This window comes from Leptospira soteropolitanensis (genome assembly GCF_026151655.1).
Classification (GTDB): Bacteria; Spirochaetota; Leptospiria; order Leptospirales; family Leptospiraceae; genus Leptospira_A; species Leptospira_A soteropolitanensis.
Genome location: NZ_JAMQPN010000001.1, coordinates 976,381 through 1,002,269, shown reverse-complemented (window position 1 = coordinate 1,002,269; position 25,889 = coordinate 976,381). Strand labels below are relative to the sequence as shown.

Annotated in this window: 26 protein-coding genes; 7 read left to right on the top strand and 19 right to left on the bottom strand. The window is 37.6% G+C overall.

The window, feature by feature from the left end; genetic code table 11:
* Nucleotides 1-36: 36 nt before the first annotated feature.
* The 3 genes from ND811_RS04780 to ND811_RS04770 form a co-directional block, all read right to left on the bottom strand.
* Nucleotides 37-318 (bottom strand): BrnA antitoxin family protein, encoded by a 282-nt coding sequence (locus ND811_RS04780; RefSeq protein WP_100735050.1) that lies wholly within the window; start codon nucleotides 316-318, stop codon nucleotides 37-39.
* Entirely contained in the window at nucleotides 290-604 is a 315-nt protein-coding gene (locus ND811_RS04775) for a BrnT family toxin (protein ID WP_135656145.1), read from the bottom strand. The genes ND811_RS04780 and ND811_RS04775 overlap by 29 nt, the downstream gene beginning before the upstream one ends.
* Nucleotides 605-866: 262 nt before the next feature.
* Nucleotides 867-1,124 carry a hypothetical protein gene (locus ND811_RS04770; RefSeq protein WP_265350112.1) on the bottom strand — a complete coding sequence of 86 codons (258 nt, stop codon included), beginning with the start codon at nucleotides 1,122-1,124 and terminating at the stop codon, nucleotides 867-869.
* Between the two features lie 27 nt (nucleotides 1,125-1,151).
* Here ND811_RS04770 and ND811_RS04765 point away from each other — a divergent pair, with 27 nt between their 5' ends.
* Nucleotides 1,152-2,195 carry an IS481 family transposase gene (locus tag ND811_RS04765; RefSeq protein WP_265350113.1) on the top strand — a complete coding sequence of 348 codons (1,044 nt, stop codon included), beginning with the start codon at nucleotides 1,152-1,154 and terminating at the stop codon, nucleotides 2,193-2,195.
* A 6-nt stretch (nucleotides 2,196-2,201) separates the two neighbouring features.
* Here the strand turns inward: ND811_RS04765 and ND811_RS04760 are convergent, their stop codons facing one another.
* The 7 genes from ND811_RS04760 to ND811_RS04730 all read right to left on the bottom strand — a co-directional run bounded on the left by ND811_RS04760 (nucleotide 2,202) and on the right by ND811_RS04730 (nucleotide 7,751).
* Entirely contained in the window at nucleotides 2,202-2,558 is a 357-nt protein-coding gene (locus tag ND811_RS04760) for a hypothetical protein (RefSeq protein WP_265350114.1), read from the bottom strand.
* A 9-nt stretch (nucleotides 2,559-2,567) separates the two neighbouring features.
* Nucleotides 2,568-3,242 (bottom strand): hypothetical protein, encoded by a 675-nt coding sequence (locus ND811_RS04755; RefSeq protein ID WP_265365516.1) that lies wholly within the window; start codon nucleotides 3,240-3,242, stop codon nucleotides 2,568-2,570.
* A gap of 162 nt (nucleotides 3,243-3,404) precedes the next feature.
* On the bottom strand, nucleotides 3,405-4,112 hold the full coding sequence (locus ND811_RS04750; protein WP_265350116.1) for a hypothetical protein: 708 nt from the start codon (nucleotides 4,110-4,112) through the stop codon (nucleotides 3,405-3,407).
* A 1-nt stretch (nucleotide 4,113) separates the two neighbouring features.
* Entirely contained in the window at nucleotides 4,114-4,980 is an 867-nt protein-coding gene (locus tag ND811_RS04745; RefSeq protein ID WP_100720522.1) for an SH3 domain-containing protein, read from the bottom strand.
* A complete protein-coding gene (locus ND811_RS04740; protein ID WP_265350117.1) occupies nucleotides 4,977-5,489 on the bottom strand; it encodes a hypothetical protein in 513 nt (170 codons plus the stop codon). Before ND811_RS04740 ends, ND811_RS04745 begins: the two co-directional genes overlap by 4 nt.
* Before the next feature lie 50 nt (nucleotides 5,490-5,539).
* Nucleotides 5,540-6,967 (bottom strand): dihydrolipoyl dehydrogenase, encoded by a 1,428-nt coding sequence (gene lpdA, locus ND811_RS04735; RefSeq protein ID WP_265350118.1) that lies wholly within the window; start codon nucleotides 6,965-6,967, stop codon nucleotides 5,540-5,542.
* A 43-nt stretch (nucleotides 6,968-7,010) separates the two neighbouring features.
* Complete coding sequence (locus ND811_RS04730; RefSeq protein ID WP_265350119.1) at nucleotides 7,011-7,751, bottom strand: class I SAM-dependent DNA methyltransferase; 741 nt, start codon at nucleotides 7,749-7,751, stop codon at nucleotides 7,011-7,013.
* Nucleotides 7,752-7,827: 76 nt separating this feature from the next.
* Here ND811_RS04730 and ND811_RS04725 point away from each other — a divergent pair, with 76 nt between their 5' ends.
* The 4 genes from ND811_RS04725 to ND811_RS04710 are packed head-to-tail and all read left to right on the top strand — an operon-like array spanning nucleotide 7,828 to nucleotide 12,044.
* The gene (locus ND811_RS04725; RefSeq protein ID WP_265350120.1) at nucleotides 7,828-8,958 is read left to right on the top strand and encodes a hypothetical protein; all 1,131 of its coding nucleotides are present in this window, start codon (nucleotides 7,828-7,830) and stop codon (nucleotides 8,956-8,958) included.
* Entirely contained in the window at nucleotides 8,959-9,474 is a 516-nt protein-coding gene (locus ND811_RS04720; RefSeq protein ID WP_135573676.1) for a chemotaxis protein CheX, read from the top strand.
* A 6-nt stretch (nucleotides 9,475-9,480) separates the two neighbouring features.
* Nucleotides 9,481-10,518, top strand: a complete 1,038-nt coding sequence (locus tag ND811_RS04715; protein WP_265350121.1) for an alpha/beta hydrolase — start codon at nucleotides 9,481-9,483, stop codon at nucleotides 10,516-10,518.
* A 44-nt stretch (nucleotides 10,519-10,562) separates the two neighbouring features.
* Nucleotides 10,563-12,044: a DUF342 domain-containing protein gene (locus tag ND811_RS04710; protein WP_322113434.1), complete on the top strand. Its 1,482-nt coding sequence runs from the start codon at nucleotides 10,563-10,565 to the stop codon at nucleotides 12,042-12,044.
* A 14-nt stretch (nucleotides 12,045-12,058) separates the two neighbouring features.
* Here the strand turns inward: ND811_RS04710 and msrA are convergent, their stop codons facing one another.
* Nucleotides 12,059-12,568 carry a peptide-methionine (S)-S-oxide reductase MsrA gene (msrA, locus tag ND811_RS04705; protein WP_265350123.1) on the bottom strand — a complete coding sequence of 170 codons (510 nt, stop codon included), beginning with the start codon at nucleotides 12,566-12,568 and terminating at the stop codon, nucleotides 12,059-12,061.
* Nucleotides 12,565-13,638, bottom strand: coding sequence for an S-methyl-5-thioribose-1-phosphate isomerase (gene mtnA / locus ND811_RS04700; protein WP_265350124.1), 1,074 nt, complete (start codon nucleotides 13,636-13,638; stop codon nucleotides 12,565-12,567). Before mtnA ends, msrA begins: the two co-directional genes overlap by 4 nt.
* A 114-nt stretch (nucleotides 13,639-13,752) precedes the next feature.
* On the opposite strand from mtnA, the gene ND811_RS04695 reads away from it, so the two are divergent.
* Nucleotides 13,753-14,019 carry a sigma-54 down-regulated protein gene (locus ND811_RS04695; RefSeq protein WP_265350125.1) on the top strand — a complete coding sequence of 89 codons (267 nt, stop codon included), beginning with the start codon at nucleotides 13,753-13,755 and terminating at the stop codon, nucleotides 14,017-14,019.
* 37 nt (nucleotides 14,020-14,056) lie between these two features.
* On the opposite strand, the gene ND811_RS04690 is transcribed toward ND811_RS04695, so the two are convergent.
* The 4 genes from ND811_RS04690 to ND811_RS04675 are packed head-to-tail and all read right to left on the bottom strand — an operon-like array spanning nucleotide 14,057 to nucleotide 18,259.
* Nucleotides 14,057-14,767: a hypothetical protein gene (locus ND811_RS04690; RefSeq protein ID WP_265350126.1), complete on the bottom strand. Its 711-nt coding sequence runs from the start codon at nucleotides 14,765-14,767 to the stop codon at nucleotides 14,057-14,059.
* Nucleotides 14,764-16,581 (bottom strand): CHAT domain-containing protein, encoded by a 1,818-nt coding sequence (locus ND811_RS04685; RefSeq protein ID WP_265350127.1) that lies wholly within the window; start codon nucleotides 16,579-16,581, stop codon nucleotides 14,764-14,766. Before ND811_RS04685 ends, ND811_RS04690 begins: the two co-directional genes overlap by 4 nt.
* A gap of 12 nt (nucleotides 16,582-16,593) precedes the next feature.
* Entirely contained in the window at nucleotides 16,594-17,304 is a 711-nt protein-coding gene (locus ND811_RS04680; RefSeq protein ID WP_265350128.1) for a hypothetical protein, read from the bottom strand.
* Between the two features lie 37 nt (nucleotides 17,305-17,341).
* Nucleotides 17,342-18,259 (bottom strand): sigma-70 family RNA polymerase sigma factor, encoded by a 918-nt coding sequence (locus ND811_RS04675; RefSeq protein ID WP_265350129.1) that lies wholly within the window; start codon nucleotides 18,257-18,259, stop codon nucleotides 17,342-17,344.
* A 45-nt stretch (nucleotides 18,260-18,304) separates the two neighbouring features.
* Between ND811_RS04675 and ND811_RS04670 the strand changes: the two genes are divergently transcribed.
* On the top strand, nucleotides 18,305-19,219 hold the full coding sequence (locus tag ND811_RS04670) for a M23 family metallopeptidase (protein ID WP_265350130.1): 915 nt from the start codon (nucleotides 18,305-18,307) through the stop codon (nucleotides 19,217-19,219).
* Nucleotides 19,220-19,261: 42 nt separating this feature from the next.
* Here ND811_RS04670 and ND811_RS04665 read toward each other — a convergent pair whose 3' ends face one another.
* The 3 genes from ND811_RS04665 to dnaE all read right to left on the bottom strand — a co-directional run bounded on the left by ND811_RS04665 (nucleotide 19,262) and on the right by dnaE (nucleotide 25,852).
* On the bottom strand, nucleotides 19,262-21,160 hold the full coding sequence (locus tag ND811_RS04665) for an AMP-dependent synthetase/ligase (protein WP_265350131.1): 1,899 nt from the start codon (nucleotides 21,158-21,160) through the stop codon (nucleotides 19,262-19,264).
* A gap of 88 nt (nucleotides 21,161-21,248) precedes the next feature.
* Entirely contained in the window at nucleotides 21,249-22,349 is a 1,101-nt protein-coding gene (locus ND811_RS04660) for an AraC family transcriptional regulator (protein ID WP_265350132.1), read from the bottom strand.
* 5 nt (nucleotides 22,350-22,354) lie between these two features.
* Nucleotides 22,355-25,852 (bottom strand): DNA polymerase III subunit alpha, encoded by a 3,498-nt coding sequence (gene dnaE / locus ND811_RS04655; protein ID WP_265350956.1) that lies wholly within the window; start codon nucleotides 25,850-25,852, stop codon nucleotides 22,355-22,357.
* Nucleotides 25,853-25,889 lie beyond the last annotated feature (37 nt).

The following is a 25,889-nucleotide window of genomic DNA, read 5'->3' as shown; positions in this document are numbered from 1 at the left end:
ATCGCTGGCGCGGGGGGTTGTAGTTAAATAGGTAGATTATCCGACTTTCTTAAATTCTTCATTTACTTTTTCTGAAAGTAAAATTTTGATTAATGATTGGTAAGGAACGTCATTTTTGTTAGCAAGAGTCTTGAGTCTTTCCAATAAAGATTCAGGCAATCGTAAAGAAATCATTTTTGTCGTAGGCTTAAGGTTAGGAAAAGATGTTTTTTCAGGATTCTCGAAATCGAAGAAATCAGTAGCATCATTTTTATCCCAAAATGTAATCTCATCGTCAATAGACTTAAACTTAGGAAGTTTCTTTTTGATAGCTTTCATAAACTTTTCTCTCCTTTTTACTCATATCTTTGACAGAAATGATTCTGATTTTATTATTTCGAACAGTAAAAACAGCAAATAACTTTCTTGAATAGTTGCTAATACCTAAAGCCGCAAATCTCTTTTCATTTTCAGAATGAACATCATCACTTACAACTAACAATGGTTCATTAAAGAAGATTTCTTCGGTTTCGCCCGGTTTAACTTTATGTTTAATCCAATTTTTTTCAACATTTCCTTTATCCCAATCAAAACCTTCAATGGTCGAAAACTCAGGAAAATTCATGTATATCTTAAAAATATACACTTTTTATTTTTGAATCAACCAATATTTTTCTAATTTGAGAGTGTAAGTAGGAGAAAATCTATAATCAAGATAGATTTGGAGTCACTAATCTCCGGTAACGAAATTGGCCTCAGTCTTTTTTTATTTGGACCATTCACAACTGAAACAGTTTCGTTTAATCAAATTTTTTGAAAAAACGAAACGTCCACATTTTTGATTTCACCCTTATAAGTGATAGGAGTTATCATTTTACAAAAATTAATTACATTGGACCTTGGCAACCATCACACTGTTGGGCGTCTTCGATTTCTTTTTGAACTCTTTCCGCATGGGCTTTGCATGCTTCAAGGGAAATTAATTCTTCTTCGCCATACCCTCCAGCAAAACTAGACTTGATATCTTCTTTATCCTTAAGAAAATCAATGACTCTATCTTTTTGTGCTAGTATAGTATTCACCTGACAGTTTCGTAAAGAAGCAGTGGTCACACATCCTCTATTTAGAAAAATGATTTTTACCACAAAGTCATTTCCTAGGAGGGAAAATGCATGACCACCAATACCAACGTAAGCACCAAAGCAGCGAGAAGAAAGCTAAATTTGTTAGAATTAGCAAATGAATTAAGCAATGTCAGTAAAGCCTGTAAGATCATGGGCTACTCCAGACAACAATTCTATGAGATCAGAAGAAACTACCAAACGTTTGGTTCAGAAGGTTTGATCGACAGAGTATCTGGAGCGACCAACCCTCATCCAAACCGATTGTCGGAAGAACTCGAAAAAGTGATTCTGGATTATAGCCTCATCAATCCAACTCATGGTTCCATTCGTGTTGCTCAACAATTGAATTTAAAAGGTCATAGCGTAAGTTCAGGCGGAGTCCGAGGGGTTTGGACAAGGACTAAACTTCTTACGAAACACCAAAGACTTTTAAGACTGGATCAACATCTTAAAGAACATCCTATTGAATTGAATGAAAATCAAATAAAGCTACTTGAGAAATTCAATCCTGAATACCGAGACAGGCACATTCAGGCTGATTTTACAGGTGATTTAGTGGCTATGGATACTTTTATGGTAGGAACCTTGAAAGGAATAGGAAGAGTCTATCTGCAGACAGTTATAGATTGTCATTCCAGATATGCGTGGGGAACTCTTCATACATCGAAAATGCCAATCACGGCTGTTCAGACTTTAAACAATGAAGTACTTCCTTTCTTCGAAGAACACAACATTCCTATCAAAACAATTCTAACAGATAATGGACGAGAATACTGTGGGAGAGAAGACCAACATCCGTTTGAATTATTCCTTCAACTAGAAGATATAGAACATAGAACGACAAAAGTGAGAAGACCACAAAGCAACGGATATGTGGAAAGACTTCATCGAACATTGCTCGACGAACACTTCAGGGTCGCTGGGAGAACCAACTTTTATGAAACAGTAGAAGAAATGGAAAAAGATTTCCAGGTTTATCTAAAGTTCTATAACAACGAAAGATCACATCAAGGCAGAAATATGAACGGAAGAACTCCCTATCAAGTTTTCCAAGAAGGAATCCGAGAATTAAAAATGGAAGAAGATCAATAATCTAAATTAAGTTAGAGGATTGTGTAAGGCGAATACTATATCTGTACAATCTTTTCTTCCTAGATGCAGGAAAAACTTTTCATAGCCATCTATATAAAAAACATCATCTTTATAATGTTTGAATTTTAAAACCTTTTTCGGCTCCCATGTAGTAATGCCATACAAGGTTAAACTTGCCGTTTGAGTATCAAACTTCCCGTATTGGTACCGCTCTAAATCAGAAAATCCATATCTATGCAGATTTTCTAGTCTATCAACAAAGTAATAGAAGTGATTTTTATCTGCATATTTTTCATCAAGGGGGGTTATCCCACAATTGATGAAAACACAACTTACTAAAAACACATAGGCAATCTTTTTCATTCTTACTCCTTATTCCACTAACCGGATATCTGCGATTAGTCCTCTATTTATTGCATTTATTAATTTTCCACCATTCTTCCAATTGTCTGGATTCATTGATCCCTTCTCATTATGATCCTTGATAATCCAGTCTCCCTGAGCATTTTTATAAGCAATCACAAAATGTTCTCCTTTTTTCCCACCTGGATAATCAAGATAGATTTGAGCTACGCGAGCAGAGGTTGTATTCAACTCCTGAATTGCACTTGCCTTTCCTGCATCCGTCGAGAAGTCAATGTTATTAGACAATACCTTTGTAGGTTCCAAATACGGTTTATCGCTATTGTAAAAAACTCCTACTGTGCTACCATAGTTGTCTTTTTTGATATTCCCCGCAAGAACTTGTTCTTTGTAAAACTCTGCAAAGTTTCGATTCACTTGTTCTGGGCTTCTATTCGCTAGTATCCCAGCCTCCCAAGCAGAAATCACGTTACAAAGTGCACTTTGGGTGTCGTTAGCAAATTGGTCTGCTGATGTGTAATCTTGTATATATTTAAGCGCATCCCTTGCAATCGCTTTCTTATCGCCAGATAGACCTGCAATTTCGGTTTCGATATTAATTCCTTGAAAATACTCATATGTGGATTTGACAGTTTGCGCAATTGGCCCATTTTTCCCTTGGCTTAATTTGCCATTTTGATTCAATGCATTGACTCTGTTCTCTATCTGCAAACTATTCAGTTCGTTGATTTTATCTGCATTTACTGCTATTTTTTCTTTCAGCTTTTGCTTTTGGATTTCTTCCCTTTGATTTGTGATAAAATTATGAAATTTAAATTAGTTGGTATTTTAGTTCAAATTCGACTTTTAATTTGATGAACGACATATAATTCCTTTTTCTTGATTTATATCTTCTTCTACTTCGATTCTGTCTGAAAAACTATAATAGACTTGATGGAAGAAAAAATCCTCTGTCTTATCTATTAACCAAAAAGATTCAATTCCAACCTTAAAAAGGTTTTTAAAAAGTGAAGAATTCCTGAAAGTCCCTATATCGTCAGTAGAGATTAATATACGTTTTTCATTATGAGATATCTTTGCGCACCAAAGCCCTGCTTCTTTGTATGTCCCTTTTCCAATATACGAAAATTGCGTTTTTTTAAATTTTGAGGAGATATAATCTATGATTCGATTGCTTATGAGAGCGTAATGATACGGAATAGTTTTATGGTTTGGAATACAAAACCCATAACCAACTGGGACGGTGTTCTTAAAAATGTATGTTTCTCTGGATTGCAAAATGTAACCTAAATGAAAGTCGAGAATCCCTTCTCTACTTGACGATAAAATTGCATACCGTTCAATGTTAGTCATTTTCGAACGAACTTCATTCAGTCCTCCGAAAACATCGGCCCAGATGAGTTCTTCAATAACGGGAATGCGATAACCATACCGGCTACATGCAGTTTCCGCCAGAATATAATCTGTGCCACCGACCTCTTTTTTTACTTCAAGTTCGAAAACGTGTGAGCAATTGAAAAAATAAGTAAAACATGCTAAATAAAGAAGTTTCACTTCATTTTTCTTTCCATCCGTTTTTCTTTTTCCACTCTCCCGCTTTTTCGCGTATGGATACTACGTCGATTTCACCAGGTGCACGAAGAAAAGCTCCATATACATAACCTTCCCTCCCATCTTCCAATCTGACTTTTCCCCATGTTCCATAATGAGGGAAAATTTCTTCAAAAACTTCTGAATCTGCGATTACTTCAACAGGAGTATCTTTATTCAGTTCGGCGACGATTTCCGATTTTACGGAAGGCTCCTTTCTGACTCGCACTTTGTGATCGGCGATCTTGTAGTATCCTGGAATTCGATAGGGAACTAAGTGTCCGCAACCCTTAGTACATTGTGCTTTTTCTTTGGTTACCTTTACTACTTCTCCTGATGGATCCAAATGAATCATTTCCTGGCATGGTTTTTGTTGGAAATAGCAACCTAGAGTTTCTAGTTTCCCATTCTTAAAATCAAATCGAAGGCCATAGTCGCCAGGATAAGAAGGACTATCTGGAGGCATCACTGGCTCCGTATAAACGATCCTAAATATGAGACCATTTTTAAAAAAGAAAACCTTCTCCCTTCCTTCTTCATAAATATTCAGAATTTCTTTTATGGCAATAGTAGCCGACATATTTCTCTTCTCTAATGCGGAAGTATTGATTTTGACTTTATATTTAGTAGATTCAAAGTAAAGATTCTCTATCCAGGTATCTGGGTATTTCTTTTGTTTCATTTGTTTAGACAAAGGAACGTAACTTTCGACTAGATAATTCATTTCAGATAGATAAATTTGCTCTTCTTCAATTTGTCTTTGCGATTTTAAATCTGATGAACACCCAGAAAGTAAAGAAACGACTAAAAATAAAATGACTATTAATTTCATTTGTTAATTTCCGTTACATGAAGATGATGTCTGTGATTCCACATCTGTTTAACATTATCATCTGTCAATGTTACAGGAGGATCATGTTTTAACGCCATATCTCTCATTAATTTGGAGAATTCTTTTCTTTGATCTGCGGATAGCCCAATATCACCTTTACTATCCCAGTCTTTATTCAATTGCCAGTTATCTTTTCCGACTGCAGTAAAGAAATTCGGAGTTCTGTTCCCATTTCCATCTACCATATAATAAGGATTATAGGAAAATTTGTTAGACGGTTCATTTGAAATTCGATCCAAAAATTGGTCGAGAGGAGATTTCGGTTCAGGTATAACTCCATCTCTAAAGTCATCATTATATTTTATAATACTTGTTTTCCCATTTTGATCCTTTACATAACTCACATCAAAAGAATAGCCTCCTTTATGGCTACTTCCATCCTCACGAAGCACAGATGATAAACCAATCGATGAGATATCAGTTTCTTTTGCAATTTCAGAGAATTTCATCCAATTCGCTCCAGGAAAGCGACAAAATCGAACATACAATTCGACCCCCCTTATATATTAATCGCTTCACCTAACACCGCCGCCGCACTTTCCATAATTCCTTCTGACAAAGTAGGATGGGCATGAATGGTGTTTGCAAGCTCCCGAACAGTAATTTCCATATTGGCACCAAGCGTCAGTTCTGCGATCATTTCTGTTGCTCCACTCCCAATGATATGTGCACCCAAAATTTCCCCATGTTTTTTATCAGAAACAATTTTAACCATTCCCGTTGTGTCCCCTTGGGCTTGGGCACGACCACTGGCAGTGAACGGAAATTTTCCAACACTGACCTCATAACCTTGTGCTTTGGCTTTTTCTTCAGTAAGGCCGACACTTGCCACTTCTGGATGACAATAGGTACATCCAGGAATATACGAATAATTGAGCCTTGAAATTTGTAAATGGTGTGGGTTCCCTAGTCGCACAGAAATATCCTCTGCCGCACGGATTCCTTCGGCACTGGCCACATGGGCAAGAGCTGGTGTAACAATACAATCCCCAATGGCATAGATATGATCCACTGTAGAACGATAGTTTCCTACAAAGTCAACAAATCCATTTTTCAATTTGATTCCAATTTCATCTAAACCAATATTACTTGTATTAGGTGATATTCCCACTCCAACAATCACCTTATCAAAGTTTAATTTTTCTTTTTTTGCCGATTTACGATCTTGTATGGTAAGTTCCAATCCTGAATCTGAGACAGTAGCTGTCTCTACACCAAAACTCAAATACTGTTCTATCCCTCGTTTTTTAAAACTTCTTTCCAGAACTCCCGAAATTTCCAAATCTTCATTGGGAAGTAAATGGTCTTGGAATTCAATGATGGTGACCTTAGATCCCATACTTGCATAAAAATCGGCAAACTCCACGCCAATCGCACCAGCCCCAATGATGGCAAGGTTTGAAATGACTTTCGGTTCGATCATGGCATCCCTAGCAGATAACACGCGTTTTCCGTCAAAAGGTAAAAATGGGAGAGCTTTGTTTTTTGCACCCACCGCTAATATAAAAAAATCGGCAGTAAAAGTGGAAGGTTCTCCTGCACTCGATTTTACCTGGATGGTTTTGGAATTTTGGAAACTTGCCTCACCATTTACAACGGTGATTTTGTTTTTCTTCATGAGAAATTCAACACCCTTGGCCATTTGGTCGGCAACAGAGCGAGAACGTTTGATCACTGCATCAAAATCAGCTTTGATATTTTCACAAGACAAACCGAAACTAGCTGCATGTTTTAAATGTTCTAAAACATGAGCACTTTCTAACAGAGCTTTGGTGGGAATACAACCCCAGTTCAAACAAACTCCGCCAAGTTTTTCACGTTCCACAAGACAAGTTTGTAAACCTAATTGTGCAGCACGGATGGCTGCGACATAACCGCCGGGCCCTCCTCCAATAACGATGACTTGGAAATGGTTTGGACTAGACATAGGTTCTCCCAATAGATTGGGATACCGTACGAAAAAAAGAAAGTCAAGACCTCTTTTTGGCTACGATGAGCATCCTTGCGCCGGTTTTTATATATTTTTCACCGTCGTAGTTGCTATAAACATGTAGAACATCAAATTTATTATCGTCTAAGAAATTCTGAACTTGTGGGAAATGAAAGACACGCATGGTATGTTTGTCTTTTAAATCCTTTTGATTTAGATTATATACATAGTTTACTTCTACAATGGCAACATCGTCTGCTCTCGTTAATCGAAATCCTCTATTTCTGCGAATCGAGGTAGCACCTTGACGAACATTACTTACTGTTGTGATAGGTTTTCGTTTGATTCTGTGGATTGGGTCTGCGTTCCAAATTTCCAGAACCAAAAGCCCGGCTTGTTTTAAGTTTTTATGGCAATTACGTAAGAAATTTTGAACTAAATCATCGTTTATGAGATAATTAAAGGTTCCATACAAACAAATCACTGCGTCTACAGGTTGTTTTGCGACATAGGCTTCCATTTTTCCTAGTTCAAATTGGCAATGGGGAAACCGAACCTTGGCAATCTCCAACATCCTTGGAGAACCGTCCACTCCAAGTGGTTTGAAACCCATTCCTTGGAGTTCCTTGATATGTTCGCCTGTTCCACAACCGATATCCAAAACAGTATGAATTTTATGTCGCTTAAATGTATCTCGCAGGAAAAGAATTTCTTCCGAAAACTTACGGCTTGGTTCTTCAATGGTAAAATAGTATTCGGCCAATTCAGAATAGAGTTTCATTTGCCTCAGCGGAAAGGGAAAATCAGTTTAGCGAATCCCCATTTTACCCGTTATATTGAGTAACGGCTAAGTAACCATGAAACGATATACAATTCCCGCAATTTTTTTTATCATTGGCGTCATCCTTCAGTACACTTTCTATTTTTCCTGGGTGAGTTTTACTCTTCTAGCCGTATCTTGTTTATTGCTCGCATTATTCTTATACAGTTTGGACTTCCAAAAACCAGACCAGTCCCAAACCTCAAAGGATCCACAGCATACAGAAGGTTTAACAGGTCAGGAACCACAAGCAGATATTATTTTTGATACGGCGACTTCTTTACCAATAGATGCTTCTAATGCTGAGCCCAAAACGAATGAAATTCTCTGGAAAAAAGATCCAATACTTCTTGCCCGCGAAGAGATCGAGGCCGAAGAACGATCGTTATTTTGTGAAGCAGTAAAGGAATTTCCGTTCGCTTTTACTAGTGAAAAACTCAGTTCTATACAATACTTCTACTTTAATGGAAAAGAATTTAAGGAATGTTTTTGGCAAAAAGCAGAAATATTAGTCGAAACAGATGACAATGCAGTGGAGTGGAACGAATACGAAGAAGGAAGAATTAGAGAATTACTTCCCGCCATTTCCAATGGAAAAAGAAAATTATATATACCATTAACAATGAATGCGCATTTATTTGGTTTTTTGTGTTTCTCAACCAAAGAAACTTGGAATGAATCAGAAATCCAATTTTTCTGGGAAAAATCGACAGTTATATCCGAAAAGATAATGGCGAAAAAAGAATATGCTAAGGTGATAAAACATCCTGTTTCTAAACTTTTTAATGCATCACATTTTTACGGGATGGCCAAATCCGTTTTTGAATCTAAAGAAAATGTGACTTTGATTCTCTTCAAATTCATAAATACAAACTTTCAATCTGAAATAGCGATAGGGCTCAACTTACTTGGAAAACAAAACTCAAGTATCGGATTGGGTTTGTATCAATTAGAAGAGACCTTATATGCAGCGATCATTCCGAATGACAAACTCGATGTCTTTTCTGATTTTTTTAATCAATTCATCGAGGAGTTAGACAAACTTGGTTATCCTTCTGAAGTGGCACTTGGTTACTCCAACAGCTCCATCCCTGGAATCAAATTCGATATTTGGATTAAAGCTGCATATAAATCTTTGGAAGAAAGTATCCTCTACCACGCGGCATAAATGGATCCACTCATTGATGAAAAATTCATTCTAACTGTTTCGCAAGTATTACCGGAACATTTTCAAAAAACTTTACTGATTTACGCAGAAAGAGAAGCTTATGGTCCTTCAAAAAATGAAGGACTATGTTTTGAGAATTGTACACTTGTTGAATTTGTTGGTGATATCAATGGAAAAGTATATTTAGCATTAGATGGTTATACCAAACTAAAGCTCCTTCCTAAAATTGCCAAAGCCTTTCAAATTGATCCCACTTCCCGTTCTCATTCTGCATCCATCATGATGGAATTTGCAAACCAGATCGCCGGGAAGTTAATTACAGAAATGAGACTTGGCCGTTACGAAATAGACATTTTGCCACCGGAGAATTTAAACCATAAGTTAGTCCCCATTTCTCTCGAACATTTTCGCCAGTATATACTTATCTTCAATCTCAAAGACAGGCGAGGAGAAGAGTATATGGGTAGACTTTATTTGATTTTATTGTTGGAAAAATTCCCTACTCCCAAAAACTAAAACCGAATGAAACCTTACGTTTTGGCAATTCCACTCATTTTGAGTTATGCCGGGTTGAAACAAAAAAAATCTTTAGAGCGTAAGGAACTTCTACTTCCCAATACAGGTAGGAGAGCATTTCATTTTTATCCTGCAGGAAAAAATCCAAATACTTTACCAGGTGTTTTTATACAACATGGCATGAGTGCAATGGGTATTGACGATCCAAGGATCTTAGAACTAGCAGAAAACATTGCCAGCTCCAACCATAGTGTGATCCTTCCTGAACTACCAGAAGTGAAAGGGTTAAGAATCGAAGAAAAAACTATATCCAATATCCAAGCTCTGATGATGGAAATCTATTCCACAAAACAACTGTTCAATGGAGAGGATTTAGGATATCTATCTGCTAGTTTTTCTGGTGGAATGGGGCTTATTGCTGCTTCCAAATCCAATACAAGAAACAAAATCAAAACATCGATGGTCATCGGAGCTTATTGTAATTTTTTAGAGACGGTTCCCTTCGTTTTTTCAAACTACCATGTCGATCCCTATGCCGTTTATGTGATTCTTTTTAATATGCTCCATCGATTTGAGCCAAATCTTGCAGAAGAATTGGAATCTGTTTACTATGAAGCTGCTTTGGACAATGGGCTCAAACGAATGGGAAATGAGGCCCGTGCGGAAATCCTACTGAAAAAAACATCTAACCTGGCAAAAGAATTCTTTTCCCAAGTGGGAGCCGATGGAAACTTCCGGAAACAATTGGCAAAACGTGTCCTGGACACTGTTCCTGAAAATCTTCCGGAAAATCTTTCCCCCTTTTACCAGTTAGAAACTTTAAATGGTCCAGTTTCGCTCCTCCACGGACAGACGGATTCTGTGATCTCCCCAGAGGAATCGGAAAAGTTGGCTCTCCTGTTCCAAAAAAAACGAATTCCTTATGTCCACCGCACCTCCACTGCCCTCACTCATGGGGACAGCCTCCCCCTACATTCCCAAATCTTTGGAGTTCCAGCCCTCCTCCAAACTTTTGGAAGTTTTCTATATTGGCTGAATCGATAGAATTTGTCGTTTCTCCTAAAAAAAATGCCGATACTTTTAACAGAATGGACGTTAAAAATGCACCGGACTTCAATCCGGAACGGGGACTGAAAATCCAAATCTCCGAGGATCGACTTACAGCAACTTTGGTGGCAAAACCAATTTGGTTGTTAGGCGGTTCAATGAGCAATATATTGATTTATGAAGCTCTTGATAATGCTTCCATTCATAGAGATCGGATTTTGATGAAAGAGGTTGATTTAGCAGCGATCGAAATCGACAAAATACTAAAAGATCCTACCAAAGTAAAAGAAGAATTTAATTTTGTAGTAGCTCAAGGGAAACCCGCCAAACAAGGCGAAAGCGGTTGGATTAAATTTTATTTCCCAAGGGCACAACGTGTTGTTTTAAAAGATGACGGATCCGCAGATTATAGAAATATTAATAAGTATGTTCACGTAAAAGAAGGCGAAAGACTTGCTACTTTGTTTGAAGGAGTTGCCGGCGAACAAGGAATTGACGTTTTAGGAAACCCAATATATCCGAATCCCATCGATAGACCAAGACTTACATTAGGAAAAAACATTCTACCAAAAACTGTGGAAGATCCTGAAAAACCTGGTCGCCAACTTAAAGAGTATTTTGCATCTCTTAGTGGAGTTGTTTTTTCAACAGATACATCTCTCACAGTTTCTCCTGAATTAAATATAGAGAGTAACATTGGACTAGGAACAGGGAACATCAACTTTGAAGGAACGATTCGAGTTAAAGGAACGATCGAAGAGGGTGCCATTGTTAATTGCCAAGGTTCTTTATATTTAGATGGAAATGTGGAGTCATCCGACGTTGTTGTTGGCGAAGACTTAGAAGTAAAAGGTGGAGTGAAAGCCAAAGGAAAAGGTGTCATTCGCATCAAGGGTGATCTACGTGCTAAGTTCATTGAAAATGCAAACCTCGAAATTGATGGCGACTGTATTGTAGAAAATTTTATTTTAGGAAGTAAAATTCTATGTTTAGGAAATGTAATTCTGACAGGAGAATCTTCCTCCATCATTGGCTCAGATATTATTTCTTACCAAGGAATTACTGTGTCTTCCCTGGGTTCCACAGCACAAATGGATACGATTGTAGAAGTAGGATTCCATTATAAAAATGACAGATTACTAACAGAAGGTAGTACTAGACTTGCTGAATTTGAGCGAGAGTTAGAAGCCCTTGTACCAGAAATTCAAAAAATCAAAGAAGTGGTTCAGAGATCTCGTGGTAAATTGGATGATGCCCGAAAAGAAAAATTCAAAGAAATTTTTGATGCGTATCAAAAGAAAAACAAAACAGTCGAGTTACTCAGATCAAAAATAGAAGAGCTGAAAGGAGCACGTTACAACCAAGACAATGTTAAAGTGGTTGTACGTAACACTGCTCACCCTGGTGCTGTGATCAAATATAGAAGACAAGTGGAAAAAATAACCAAAGCTCAAACTGCGTTTGTTATGAATTTTTTCCCCAACCAAGAAAAAGCAATGTTAACCGCGTTTAAAGGGAAATAACCACCTTACAACGATTATAATTTTAAACCTAGTTTTTTCAATTTGGGAAAAATCACATAATGGCAGTATGGATTCTGCGGATTTAGTGTGAAATAATCTTGGTGGTAATCTTCCGCAGGATAAAACTCTGGAGCTTCAGAAATCTCCGTTACAATTGGATCAGGAAATAAATAAGCATGTTTTCTTTTCGATTCAACTGCTAATTCTTTTTGTTTTTCATTCAAATAAAAAATAACAGACCGATATTGTGTCCCGACGTCATTACCTTGTTTATTGAGTGTAGTAGGATCATGGGAAACCCAAAAGATTTCCAGTAATTTAGAATAAGAAATCACTTCTGGATCAAATTCAATTTTAATAACTTCTGCATGACCTGTAGTGCCTGTACAAATCTCTTTATAGGTCGGATGGGAAGTGGTGCCACCGGCATATCCAGAGGTAACTGACAAAATACCTGGTATCCTTAGATACACAGCTTCCGTACACCAAAAACAACCTCCGCCTAAAATTGCAAATTCCGTCATACAGTCTTTAGACGATTAGAAATCTCTGAAGGAGGAAAACATCCAAATTCTGTGATAAAGTTTTTAATTAAGTGTGCTTTCGTTATATCAAAGGAAGGATTCAATGCCCTTGCGCCTAAAGGTGAGGTTTTTCCCTCAGGAAATAAATACTTTCCATCGGCTTCCTTTAGAAAATCGAATTGGGTCACTTCTGATTCCTTTCGCATTTCAATAGGAATTTCTTCCCCTGATTTTAAATTTAGATCAAAACTATCTTTTGTGGCACAGACGTAAAATGGGACTCCATGTTCTTTGGCTACTATCCCTAAATTATAAGTTCCGATTTTGTTAGCAGTGTCTCCATTTGCAGCTACCCGGTCGCAGCCAACAAGGACAGCATCAATCTTTTTATGATTCATCAACCAACCAGACATTCCATCTGTGATGATATAACATTCAATTCCCTCTTCCATCATCTCAAATGCAGTGAGTCTCGAACCTTGAAGAAAAGGTCTAGTTTCATCTGCGTAAACGACTACTTTCTTTCCTACATCACGCAAACTTCGAATGACCCCAAGAGCTGTGCCATGTCCTGCGGTAGCAAGGGCACCCGTATTACAATGGGTAATGATATGAAATTCAGATTGGTCCTTAGGGAACAAAGAAACCCCATTTTCCCCCAAAGCCTTGTTTGCCGCCAAATCTTCCTTCATCATTTCCAAACCATAGGTTTCCCAAATTTGAGCGATGGTTTCCCAATCAACAATTCCTTGAATTCGATTTTTTGCTTCTCGAATCGCATAACTCAAATTAACTGCAGTGGGACGCGACTCAAGTACGGAAGAAAGTAATTTGGATGTCTCGTTTTCAGTACTAGCACCTGACTTAGATTTGGCGCCTAATGTAAGTGCAAATACTCCGGTGATGGCAATTGCCGGTGCTCCCCTAACAGCCATTTCTCGAATGGCAATAATGGTATCATCGGCGGTAGTTAATTTCAAAAATTCCTTTTTACCAGGCAAAATACGTTGGTCGAGAAGTTCTAAATAGGTCGATTTCCACTGGATAGGCAAAAATTCCGGGTGAGGCATCTATCCACTTTTTTGGTGGGATACGGAAAAAAAATACAAAAACGGGTTGACAAATCCATGTGCGGCGCACAAAAAGGTGTAGTGCATTGCACAAAACGAAAAGGAGAAATGAAAATGGAACAACAAGTAAAAGACGGATTAAACTTCATCCTAGGCACTGTGAACACAGCAAAAGTCGAAGCAGAAAAGGCATTTTCTGAAATCAACGCGGGATTCCAAAATTTAGCGGCAAAAGGTGCGCAAGACCAAAGTGAAGTTTCCGTAAATCTTAGAAAATACCTTCAAGAAGGAATTTCTCAAGTAGAAACATTCATTGGAAAGGCAAACACTGTTGTAGCTGAAACAAAAGCAAAAGTAGCAACTGTTACATCTAAAGCATAAGCAAATTTTACTCCAATCAAAACCCGGATAAGAACCTCTATCCGGGATTTTTTTGCCTAAACACTTCGCTCCACTCTTTCCAATATTCTCCTAATTCTTTGGTGAAATAAATATCCAAAGCCTCAAGTTCAGAGAAATTCTCATAATTAATTTCAAACGAAGTCAAATTAGAATCGATTGAACTAGTTAAACGAGTTCGAAATAAATCCACAAGCTCAAGTCGCAACTCTTGAAACAAAGAATCTATATTCCGCTGGATCAATTGGAAATATCGTTCGATCGCACTTGTAAAAATATGATCTGCCGATAAATATGAATACTCCACAGAATCTTTTGCTATTTCCACAAAGAAAGATTCCCAAAGGCCAGCCAATACACTTTCCTTATTTTTACAATCATAGGCTTGGCATATGGAAGCACCGTAAAAAGAAAAATTTTGGCTCTTAGGGTCTCCGGTAAAAATTGGATGAATCATACAACCTATGCGTTGTTTGGTTGAATCAACATAACCTAAAAAAGGACAATTGTAAGTCATATCATCTTTTTTAGGAATGGATACTTCTTTTGTTTCTCTTTCTTTGCGATATATAGGAAACGTATGACGAACCTCAAAGTCGACAGTGGCATAAAACTCGGAAGTTCTTTCTGACAACAGAGTTTTAAACTCTTTGGGTTGCAATTTTAAATTAAATAAACCACAGCAGGCACCGCATGATACGTTACCAAAATCTGGATGGCATAAACTCAATTCTGTTTAGCTCCTAAAACAAAGGGAGTGAGACCGTTAAATACAAGTTCCAAATCCCCAGTTTCCTTTTTTTCTTTGAAGTAAGTTGGAAAAGGTATCACAGTTTTACGAGTTTCATGGACAAGAACTAAATTTCCTTTATGTTTAGAAAGTTGTTCTTGTAATTTATCTTTTGATGCGGGCGAGGATGGATATAAATAAGCGGGTTTAATCCCTTTAAAATAAAAATGCGGATTATGATTTTCTGAAACGAGAAGAATACTTATTTTCTCTAATTCGGAAAACTCTAGTAACATATTCTCCAAAAAGAACTGAAGAATGATTTGGTAAGATTCGATTTCGTCTTCTTGGATTTCATCTCTTTCCCAAGATTCCATCCATCCTACAATTTTAAAAATCGTTTCTTTTTGTTCATGCAAAACAGGTAAGGCCTGCTCTAAAATACTGGAGATTTTTAGTTTTTGAAAATCCCAAATACATCCGTACACAAGTTCCCACCATTTTCGTAATGACACCGCATCATCAGGGTTATTCGGAATTGATTTGTTCATTGCATGGGCGGCATGATCACTAAAAACCATCATCCCTACTACTTGACTGATTGCTTCAAACAACTTAGCCAAACTAAGAATATTATTTTTCCCAGTAGTTTTAGATTTTCCTGAGTTCACTAACTTGGAATAGGCAACGGCAATGGGAGTGGGATAAAACTCTAATACCGATGTTGGATTTAAAATCTGTGCAGAATGGAAGTTTCTTCTTTCTTTTACGAATAAAGAGAAGTCTGGATTTCCATACAATGCATAGTTTGCCCAAGTTAAATCATTAGTATGATAGTTTCGTCTGGCAAATTCTTTGGACAAAAACAAAGACTCACCCACCGATTTGTCAGAAAACAAAAAAGTATAAAATCTGACTGTAAAATCGATTGTTCTTTCGTTATCTAAAATTTCCCAATTAGTACCTACAAAAGTTTTGATACCTGCAGTCAGAAATGCTCCTGCATATTGGTTCATCACATTTGTATTTAATTTTTTGCCCGCTGACTTTGCAGACATACAAGAATTGGAAAAAACTAAATCTGTATCGATCCCAGTAGACTTAATTTCGCGTGCCTTTAATACCTTCCCATCCGATAATAACCAACCGTTCTCCAATGAATCATCAGAAAAATGAAGATGCCCTGAATAATGAATAATATGTTTATCTTTTATAAGAGAAAGTAACTTTAGTTTGGTGACCTGCTTCCCACCAATAAATTCCAATTCCAAAAGATGTGTCGGAACCTTTTGACTAAGAACAGAAAACAAAACCTCACCTTCTTTTTGTGCATGCGGAAGATCTTCGGTAGGATCGGCAATGATGAGCATCTTTATCTTTCGATTTTCATGATGCGTAGGACGATGTAATCCACCTCGTATGGTCTTTCCTATCCGAAACTTGTCCGAAAGGAAACTAGTTCCGTCATGTAATAATTCCCAAGGAACCAAGGCGAGAGTTGGATCGATATTAAAATGAATGCTATGTTTTGTTGTATTTTTTAATTTTTCAATAATCGATTGTGGAAAAAATTGTTGGTAGAAGGTTTCTCCGAGGATTTTTAAATCTTGTAAGATATCTGCATTGAGGATTTGGTTTGGTTTGGAAAGAACAGATTGAGAAACATGGACGAGTCTCTCGACTTCTCCTAAATATTCTAATATCAGATCGTCATCTAACGTAGATTGAATATGGGATTCTTCGACAGGAAGATGATCCTCCAAAACGTTAAAGATATTAACGTTACCGACTCTATCGATGATTAGGGAGAGCATGCTCCCATGAACCTATCCGACGAGGATAGACAAGTCAAACGATTTTGATCGGCCAGGGCCAACAAACTCTATGGTGTAACTACCAGGGACTAATCCCGAAAAGCTCGCACTGCCTTCTAGACTGATTTTACTAGAAAGAATAAACCTTCCTTCTCTACGCAAATTCACTTGTTGAAATGCAGGAGTTCCTTCCGCTTTCACTGATAAGTAAACTTCCCCTTGGTTTTCCTTTACAATTTGGTAATAGAACTTTTGGTTTTCGCTCGTGGTTTCTTCAAAGATAACGGCATTCGCATCACCAGAACTAACTTCTGCAGAGGCAGAACGCATGGAAGGAGCAAACTCAAAACTTCCACGGATTTGTAAGGACTCAACAAGGCTATCAATCACACGAACACCTGACTGTGTTAGTCGAACGATCAGACTATCTCTCTTTTCGGGCAAAATCAAATTATGGCGTGTGTATTCTTTTAAAAATTCAGGCAAAGGAAGCGGTGCTTTGGTCATGGCAATCTCCGCTTTCGCAAGGTCCAAAGACTCAGCAAAGGGTTGAGCGGAGACCATTTCCTCACGCAAACTTGCAAAGAACGCCTCTTCACAAAACCAGAAGGCCTCTTGCAAACGGGGATGATTCTGCAACTCAACCTCGCTCGGATACTCACCTCGGACAAATATCTCCCTGGCTAGCTCCATCGTCTCTACGTTAAAACCCTGATTTTCCATGTGGTCCCCCCACCCTGCAAGAGTATGACGAAAGAAATTAGCCCTCCCCAGCCACAGAATGCATTTTTTTTTGCATTTTTTCTAGAACCCGAAGCAGGGTGACACTGACACCACCCTCGGAAATCCCTAAAATTTTAGCAATCTCTCTATATGGGGTCCGGACAAGAAAATGTCCTTTTTGTTTTTTCTCGATTAATTTCTTCCTTTGTTCATACTTTTTGGCCAAAGCATGGTCAAGCCTCTCCTTATAATACTGGGCTTCTACGGAATCCCCTTGGGCTTTTGCTTTTTTTTGTTCCTTTAAATCCAGAATATTCAAATACAGAGATGTGATTTTATCTTCCATTTTTAAATTTTCTTCTTCACGGCCGGAAAGTTCTTCTCTGAGTCGCAAAACATCAATTCTAATCTCTTCCCCAGAACGGTTTGTTTTTTCTGCTATATATTGAACTTCTTCTGGATCCAAATGGAGATAATAAACAAAGGAGAGTTTAAAGACTACGCGGTTTTCTATTTTGATCGTAGAGAGAACGGAATGGAACTGATCCGAAACATCAAGGGCCAAAGCCAAAGCCTCGGATCTTTTGTCTGGTTCGTCCTCAATGGTGCTGTACTCCTTCCCTTCCTTATTGACTTTGGAAATGGTTTGGGTTTTGACCTCGCGTTTGGTGCGTTGCCAATCAATCAGCAAGTTTCTTAAAACCGAGAAAAACCAAGTTTTAAAACTAGATTTTCCCACAAAACTTTTAAAACGTTTTCCGGTTTTTAACCTTTCAAAAGCATAAATATAATAGTCGGAAGCATCATCCTCGCTCAAATGAAAGACTCGGATGGGGAAATTGTAAATGTCCTGGGAATAAATATCGAAAAAATTCCGAAGGGCTTTTTCTTCCCCAGAACCACATGCCTTTACAATCTCTAAAATTTCTTCATTGGTATAAGAAGTCTGTTTCATTATCTACTTTCCTAAAAAGGAACCTGCCAGGAGACTTCTCTAAACATGAGAAGTATTGTTGTAGTATTCGGTCTCTTGGCAAGTTTTATTTTCGCAGAGGAACCAGTCTCCGAAATAAAACCGGAATTTGTTTGGCCCATCCAGGGTTTGGAACTTCCAGGTCTCATCACAAGTACCTTCGGTGAATCAAGAAAAGACCACTTCCACAATGGTTTAGATATCTCCTCTGTATTCCAACCTGTCAAAAGTATGAGCCAAGGATTTGTGCTATACTCCCGTTATGCGGAAGATGACCCTTTTGAAGAGGAACGTGGATCTGGAAACATAGTTTGGATTGCACATAAAAACGGTTATGTGAGCGGTTACTACCATTTAGGTGGCACAAGAAATGATAATGTCCGGGCCGGTAAACAGGTATCTGCTGGGGATACCATTGGAATTTCAGGAAATACAGGACATTCTACCGGAGGCCACCTACACTTTGTTTTAGGAAAGGACTATGGAAAAACACTCCTAGACCCTCTCGCCTACCTTCCTCCCGTGGAAGACAATTTACCTCCCCAAATTGTAAACCTCTTCATTCATGTGGGAGAAAATTATACCAATTTGAATGATGGTGACAATATCAATGTGTCCAAGGCTTTTCCACTGACGGTTAGCATCCTCGATGGAGGAATCAAAAATATCCAAAGAAGAGGAATTAAAGAAGTTAAGTTTGTTTTTAATGGGGAGAATTACAAACAAGCAAACTTCGAATCTTTAAGATTTGAAGAAGGAAAATGGAAAACAAAAGAGGGACATCATTTTGATGATCTCTTTTTTAAAGATCGGTATCTCGTAGGAGTTTTGAATTTGAAAGCCGGAGAAAATGTCATCAAAGTCCAGGCAAAAGACTTTAGTGGACAAAGTGCGGAAAGAAGTTTTAGCATCAACATAACAAGGATCAGTGGAGGAAACTAATTCCTCCACTAAGAAAAATTCTAATAAGGAAGTAGATGTCTTCTAATTATTAGAATACAAATTGGCAATTTCTGACTTATATTTCTCAGTAATTACATGCCTCTTTAGCGATAATTTTGCTGTCAGTTCATCGCCCACTTCAAACGGTTTAGGTAATACAACAACTCCAACTACTCTTTCAAATGATTTGAACCCTGTTTGCGCATTCACCTTCGCTTTAATTTCTGATTCTATTTTTTGAATCACTTCTTTTTGTTTCCAAAAATCTCCAGTCAAGGGTTCTTCAAATCTTGAAATATTGGGATAAACAAGAACACTTAAGTATTTCTGGTCTTGCCCAACCACCATACATTGGTCAATCCACTCTGATTCTAGTATTTTTGATTCAATTGGTACTGGTTCTACGTTTTCACCACCTAACAATACTATCGTTTCCTTAGATCTACCGACAATGCGCAAATTATGATTTGCAGTAAAAATCCCCAAATCGCCAGTATTCAACCAACCGTCCACCAAAACCTTGTTTGTTGCATCAGGATTTTTATAATAACCTGCCATTACTTGTTTACCCTTCACATGGATTTCACCTTTTCTTCCGAATACAAATTTTCCAATTTCTGTATCTAAAAAAACTTCTCCTGTATGAAGATCAACAAGCCTTAAATATGTTTTTGGGAAAATCTTTCCAACAGAACCAGGAATGATTTCTTCGAAAGTCCGCATAGCAAGAACAGGTGCTGTTTCCGTCATTCCATATCCTTCCAAAACGGGAATTCCAATAGTGTTAAAAAATTCATCCACATGGTAAGGGAGTGCTCCCCCGCCGGAACAAGAACCACGAAGTTCTCCACCTGTTGCTTTTCGAATTTTTGATAAAACTAAGAAATCAAAAAAGAGATGTGGCAAACTCACCAGAAAAAATCGATACAAGTGATAAATAAAACGAAGGGCTTGTTTCCAAAAAACTACCGGATGAATATCTAAAACATTTCCAGTAATGACTTGTCTTGAAGTAAAAAATCGTTTTGCAAAGAACATAGCAAATTGGAACATTTTTTGTTTTGTCGAAGATGACTTGGCAAGTGTTCCCAGGATTCCCGAATATATACTTTCCCAAAGTCTTGGCGCAGAGGCCATAAAATGTGGTTTAACAAATTTTAAGTCTTCTTTTAAAGTACGAACGCTACTATAATAAGTACAAGCTCCATAGTATAAACTAAAGATTTCAAAGATTCTTTCAAAGATATGCCAAACAGGTAAAATTGATAAGGTTCGGTCTCCTTTTTCCAATCGAATCGGAAGATTTTTTAATTGGAATAATATATTTCCATGTGTTAACATCACACCTTTGGGAGTACCCGTGGTTCCCGATGTATAAATCATGGTAAACAAATCTGACTCTTTTATTGTATTGTTTAAAAAAACCGTGTCTGATGAATCAACTTTTCGAAGCTCTTTTCCTTTTGCCACTAACCCCTGCAATGTGGAAATTTTAATTCTTCTGGAACTTACTTCTTTATTCCCCTCTTTGGGAGGATAAATCATCACAATTTCCTTTAAATATTCCAACTCTGATTCCAAACGAATCACACGTTTGAAAACAGTTTCATTCTCTACGAAAAGAATTTTTGATTCCGAATGATTCAAAATATATAATATATCTTGGTCCGTAACATCAGAGGCCCTAGGAACATCTACTGCTCCAAGTAGTGTCACTGCGATACTGGTTTGTATCCACTCGTAAGCATTGTCCGCAAAAATAGCGACTTTTTCTCTTTCGGATAAATTACCTTTGAGTCCAAATGCTAAATCCTTGGCATCAGAAAGCAGGTCGTTGTAAGTTTTGAATTGATAAACACCAGCACCGATTCGCGTTGCAAAAGCATTTTTGTTACCGAATTTGGCCGGAAGGTTTAAATAAAAATCGATCATGGTTCGCATGGAATTTCCTCGTTACGAACCGATTCTAATTTAGATTATTCCTAATGTCGTCTTGGGGAATTCTTTGAGACTTGGAAATTGCGTGAATTTAAGTAAGTTTCGATTGTTTACGAAACTCAGAAGGTGTAGATCCAACCGTTTCCAAAAACACTCGATTGAATGTTGATTTAGAATTGAAACCGACGGAATCGGCTATAGATAGTATGGATCTTTCTTCTGATTCCAATAACAAACGTTTTGCCTCATCGATCCTATATTGATTGATGTATTGATAAAATCCAAATCCATAACGTTTGTGAAAGTATTCGGAAAGTTGTCCTGGTTTGACTTCAGCCATCTCTGCAAGCCTAGAAAGACTCAAGTCTTCATCACAAAAGACTTTTTCACGCATCAATTCATACAATCTTTGGTCGATGGTTTCTAACTGAACTGAAACTAATTTAGATTTTTCGTATTTGTTTCTTTGGATGCTATCGCGTACATCAGAAACAAATGGCGCCCAAAGTTCGCGAGTAAAGTAGTAAAAGTACATAAGAACTGGTAAAAGGTAAGCGCTAAGTTTACGGAAAAAAGGAAATTGGAAAGTAAAACCAATACTGCCGAGTAATAAGTCGATCCAAATCAGAAGTATAAATATCAAAGAATATACTGCTTTCTTTGTAAAAAAAACAGACAATCGAACATTTGGAATCCACTCTTTAATTAAAAAGATTCCTACAGATAACAAAATGGAAATTTTAATTCCAAAATTTAATCCAACAAGCACCGATCCATATTCGGTTTTATTTAGATGATTCAAAATTTCTAATTTCCCGACATTTGATTCTAGAAAATATGGAATTAAAAAAATAACGGAAACGATAGCAGGTATAAAATGATAGATTCTAATTTGGATTGGTTTTTCTAAAAACAAATATTCCAAATATAAATAAAGTAATGTTGAGGAAAGAAATACAAATGGAATATGAATTAAGGCAATCGAAGGAAGGTATTGATGAAACCCAGTGAACATAAAGGCTCCGGTAAGTAACCAAAGCCCTGTGGAAAATAAAACAAAAGACCATACAAATCCGTGAACATTTCGGTTTCGAATTAAATTAGAAAAAGACCAGATCAAACAAAAAACTGATCCAGATCCCATCCAAAGGAACTCTAATAATAAAGTTAATGAGAGAGATGTTGTCTCCACGAAATTTATCTAAAAACTCTTACTTCTTCACCAACTGTATAGCGAACCATACCTTCCCCGAGTATATCGGTTAACATCTTCATAAGGTCAGGAGTGATATCAATGGAGAAATGGTCGTGGGCACGAATGACTTTTTTTTCATCACCATTCCCAACCAAATGAAAAAAAACTGATGATGCCCCGCGATGTACAGAAAGGACATCTTGTAATTTCAAAATCACATCTCTATTTTTTTCTTCTGACATATTAATAGTTAAATGAAGAGTTTTCTCCATTTTCTTTTCAATAGTAACAGAATTTAGTTCTTCGAGTTTATTTACAATAATCTGACCTTTTAACTCTGATTCGTCTGCATCAAGTCGTTCTAAGATTCCACGAATGAATACCGTATTGTCCTCTGTGAATAAATGTTTAAATTCGGCATAGGTTTTTGGGAAAGCTACACATTCTATTTCCCCTGTTTGGTCCTCTAACATAAAATTAACAAACTCTTCTTTTTTCTTTGTGAGTTTGACTACTTTTTTAGAAAGGACACCCGCAATTTCAACTTTTGATTTGGGCTTGACCTCTTCTAAGTTTTCAATGGTAGTTGGTTTTAACGTTTTTAGTTGTTCTGTAAATTTATCTAGTGGGTGGCCGGAAAGATAAAGCCCGGTAGTTTCTTTTTCTCTCCTTAGTAGCTCATCCCCATTCCATTCCATTCCATCTTTTGGTAAATTGAGGTTTTCTTCCCCGCCACCATTCACACCACCAAACAACGAAAACTGGCCTTCTTTTTCTTCCGCCTGTTTTTTGTTAGCATAGCTTAGAATCATGTCCGTTGATTCAAAAATGGTTTTTCTTGTATAACCAAAAGAATCAAAGGCTCCCCCTTGAGCAAGGGACTCCAATACTTTTTTATTAGCAAGCCTTGTATCCAATTTCTTTGTGAAGTCACTTAATTGTTTGTAACCACCAATGGCATTTCGATTGACAATGATGTTTTCGGCCGCAAGCTCTCCCACACCTTTGATAGAAGAAAGACCAAACCTCACTGTTTTATCATCAGTAATTTCAAAAGAAATTCCCGATTCTTTAACATCAGGTCCTAAAATTCGAATTCCCATTTCCTTGGCATTATTGATGTATTTCACAACATCCGTAATTTTCGAATGATCCCCAGATAACAGGGCCGTTAAATATTCAATGGAATAATTAGCCTTTAAGTAAGCAGTCTGGTATGTAACAAAAGCATACGCTACTGAGTGGGATTTGTTGAACCCATATTCACCGAATTTTTCCAACTGCTCAAAAAGTTCCGTGGCAAGTTTTTCACTGATCTTTTTTTCGATCGCCCCTTTTACAAACTTCTCTTTCAATGCAGGAAGTTTAGATTTGTCTTTTTTGGCCATCGCCTTACGAAGAACATCCGAATCTCCCACTGAGTATCCACCCATAATCCGTGAGATACCCATCACCTGCTCTTGGTAAACTACTACTCCGTATGTTTCACCCAAAACTTCTGCCAAACTTTCATGTGGGAAAACAACTTTCTTTTTACCGTTTTTACGGTCTAAATAATCATCCAACATCCCAGATCCCATTGGACCAGGCCTATATAACGCTAGCAAGGCGGCGATTTCTTCAAATTTTTGCACCTGTGCTTTTGCAAAAAGGTCACGTATCCCTGAAGACGAATCCAACTGGAATATCCCAAGGACATTTGCCTTTCGTAACAAACTAAATGTAGCTGGATCGTCCAAAGGAATTTTATCCAAATCAAGAGAAATCCCGTGACGTTTTTCAATGAGTTTAGTGGCGTGATGGATGGTCGTTAAGTTTTTTAAACCCAAAATATCCATCTTAATGAGTCCCACTTGTTCCGACATATTTTTGTCGTATTGAGTGACGATAGAACGACCATCTCTACCGGGTTCGCTCACTGTAGACAAAGGAACAATTTCTTCCAAAGCAGTTGGTGCAATCACAACACCTGCTGCGTGTCTTCCCACCTGACGGTAGTTACCTTCCAGCTTTTGAGCAATGGAAAATACCTTTTTATTTAAATCTGATTTTTCAGCAAGATCACGAAGATCTTTAGATGTATCAACGGCTTCTTGGATGGTAATTCCCAATTTTTTAGGGAAAAGTTTACTCATTTCGTTTACTTCAGAAAACGGAACATTGAATACGCGAGCCACATCTTTTATGGCAGCTTTTGCTGCTAACGAACCGAAGGTGATGATTTGACCAACCCTATCTTCACCGTATCTTTGTTTGATGTAATTGATTACTTCTTCCCGTCTTTCTACACAAAAATCTGTATCAATATCAGGCATATCCTTTCTGTCTGGATTGAGAAATCTTTCAAAAAGTAAGTTGTAACGAATGGGATCCACATTGGTGATTCCAAGGGCATAAGCAATGATAGAACCAGCGGCAGATCCTCGACCCGGGCCAACCGGAATTCCAGCTCGCCGAGCAAAGTTAATATAATCCTGCACAATAAGAAAATAACCAGCAAAATGCATATTCCGAATCGTTTGCATTTCGTATTCAGTACGCTCTCGCACAACAGGTGTTATCTCTTTGTATTTTTCTTGGATTCCTTCCCAAACCAGTTTTTCCAGGTAACTATCTGTATCAAAACCTGTTGGAACTTCAAAAGGAGGTAATAAGGGATTCCCAAATTGAAAGTTGAGAGAACATTTATCTCGGATGGCTAAAGTATTATAAAATGCATCAGTATGGTCAGGAAAAAGACCAATCATCTCGGCTGGAGATTTAACATAAAAGTTCTCATTGAATCCAAATCGCATTTCATCATCAATGTTTTTGCGCATTCCTATTCGAAGTAAGATATCTTGAGCTTCTTTATCGTCCTTCGTTAAAAAGTGAGAATCGTTTGTGAGTACAAGTGGGATTCCTGTTCGTTTGGAGAATCCCATAACAGCTTCAGCAACAGTTCTTTGTTCTGGAATCCCGTGGTCTTGGATTTCTAAATAAAAATCTTCTTTGCGGAAGATTTCATGCAACTTCCCAGCTAACGCATACGCCTTGTCTTCTTTTCCTTCTAAAATCTTTCGATTGACTTCTCCTGCTAAACAGGCAGTCAAACAAACAAGACCTTCACTATAACGTTCTAATAAATCATAATCAATTCTTGGTTTTCGGTAGAACCCCTCTGTAAAGGATCGACTTGCCAGTTTGATGATATTTCGATAACCGATTTCGTTTTTACAAAGTAAGATGATGTGATAAGCACCACCATCTGCAATTTCATCCAATTCCGTTTCAGCACTTCGCGAAGGAGTAACATAAAACTCACATCCAATGATGGGTTTGACATCATGTTTGACAGCTTCTTTATAAAATTCAATGGCACCATACATGTTACCGTGGTCTGTAATGGCGACAGAACTCATACCGAGTTCCTTCACACGTTTCATGAGATCACTGATCCGTATGGCTCCGTCCAACATGGAATAGGTAGTATGCAAATGAAGGTGGGCGAAATCTTGCATGGCTTGGTGACATAGTAACGCCAATGGGTTCCTACGT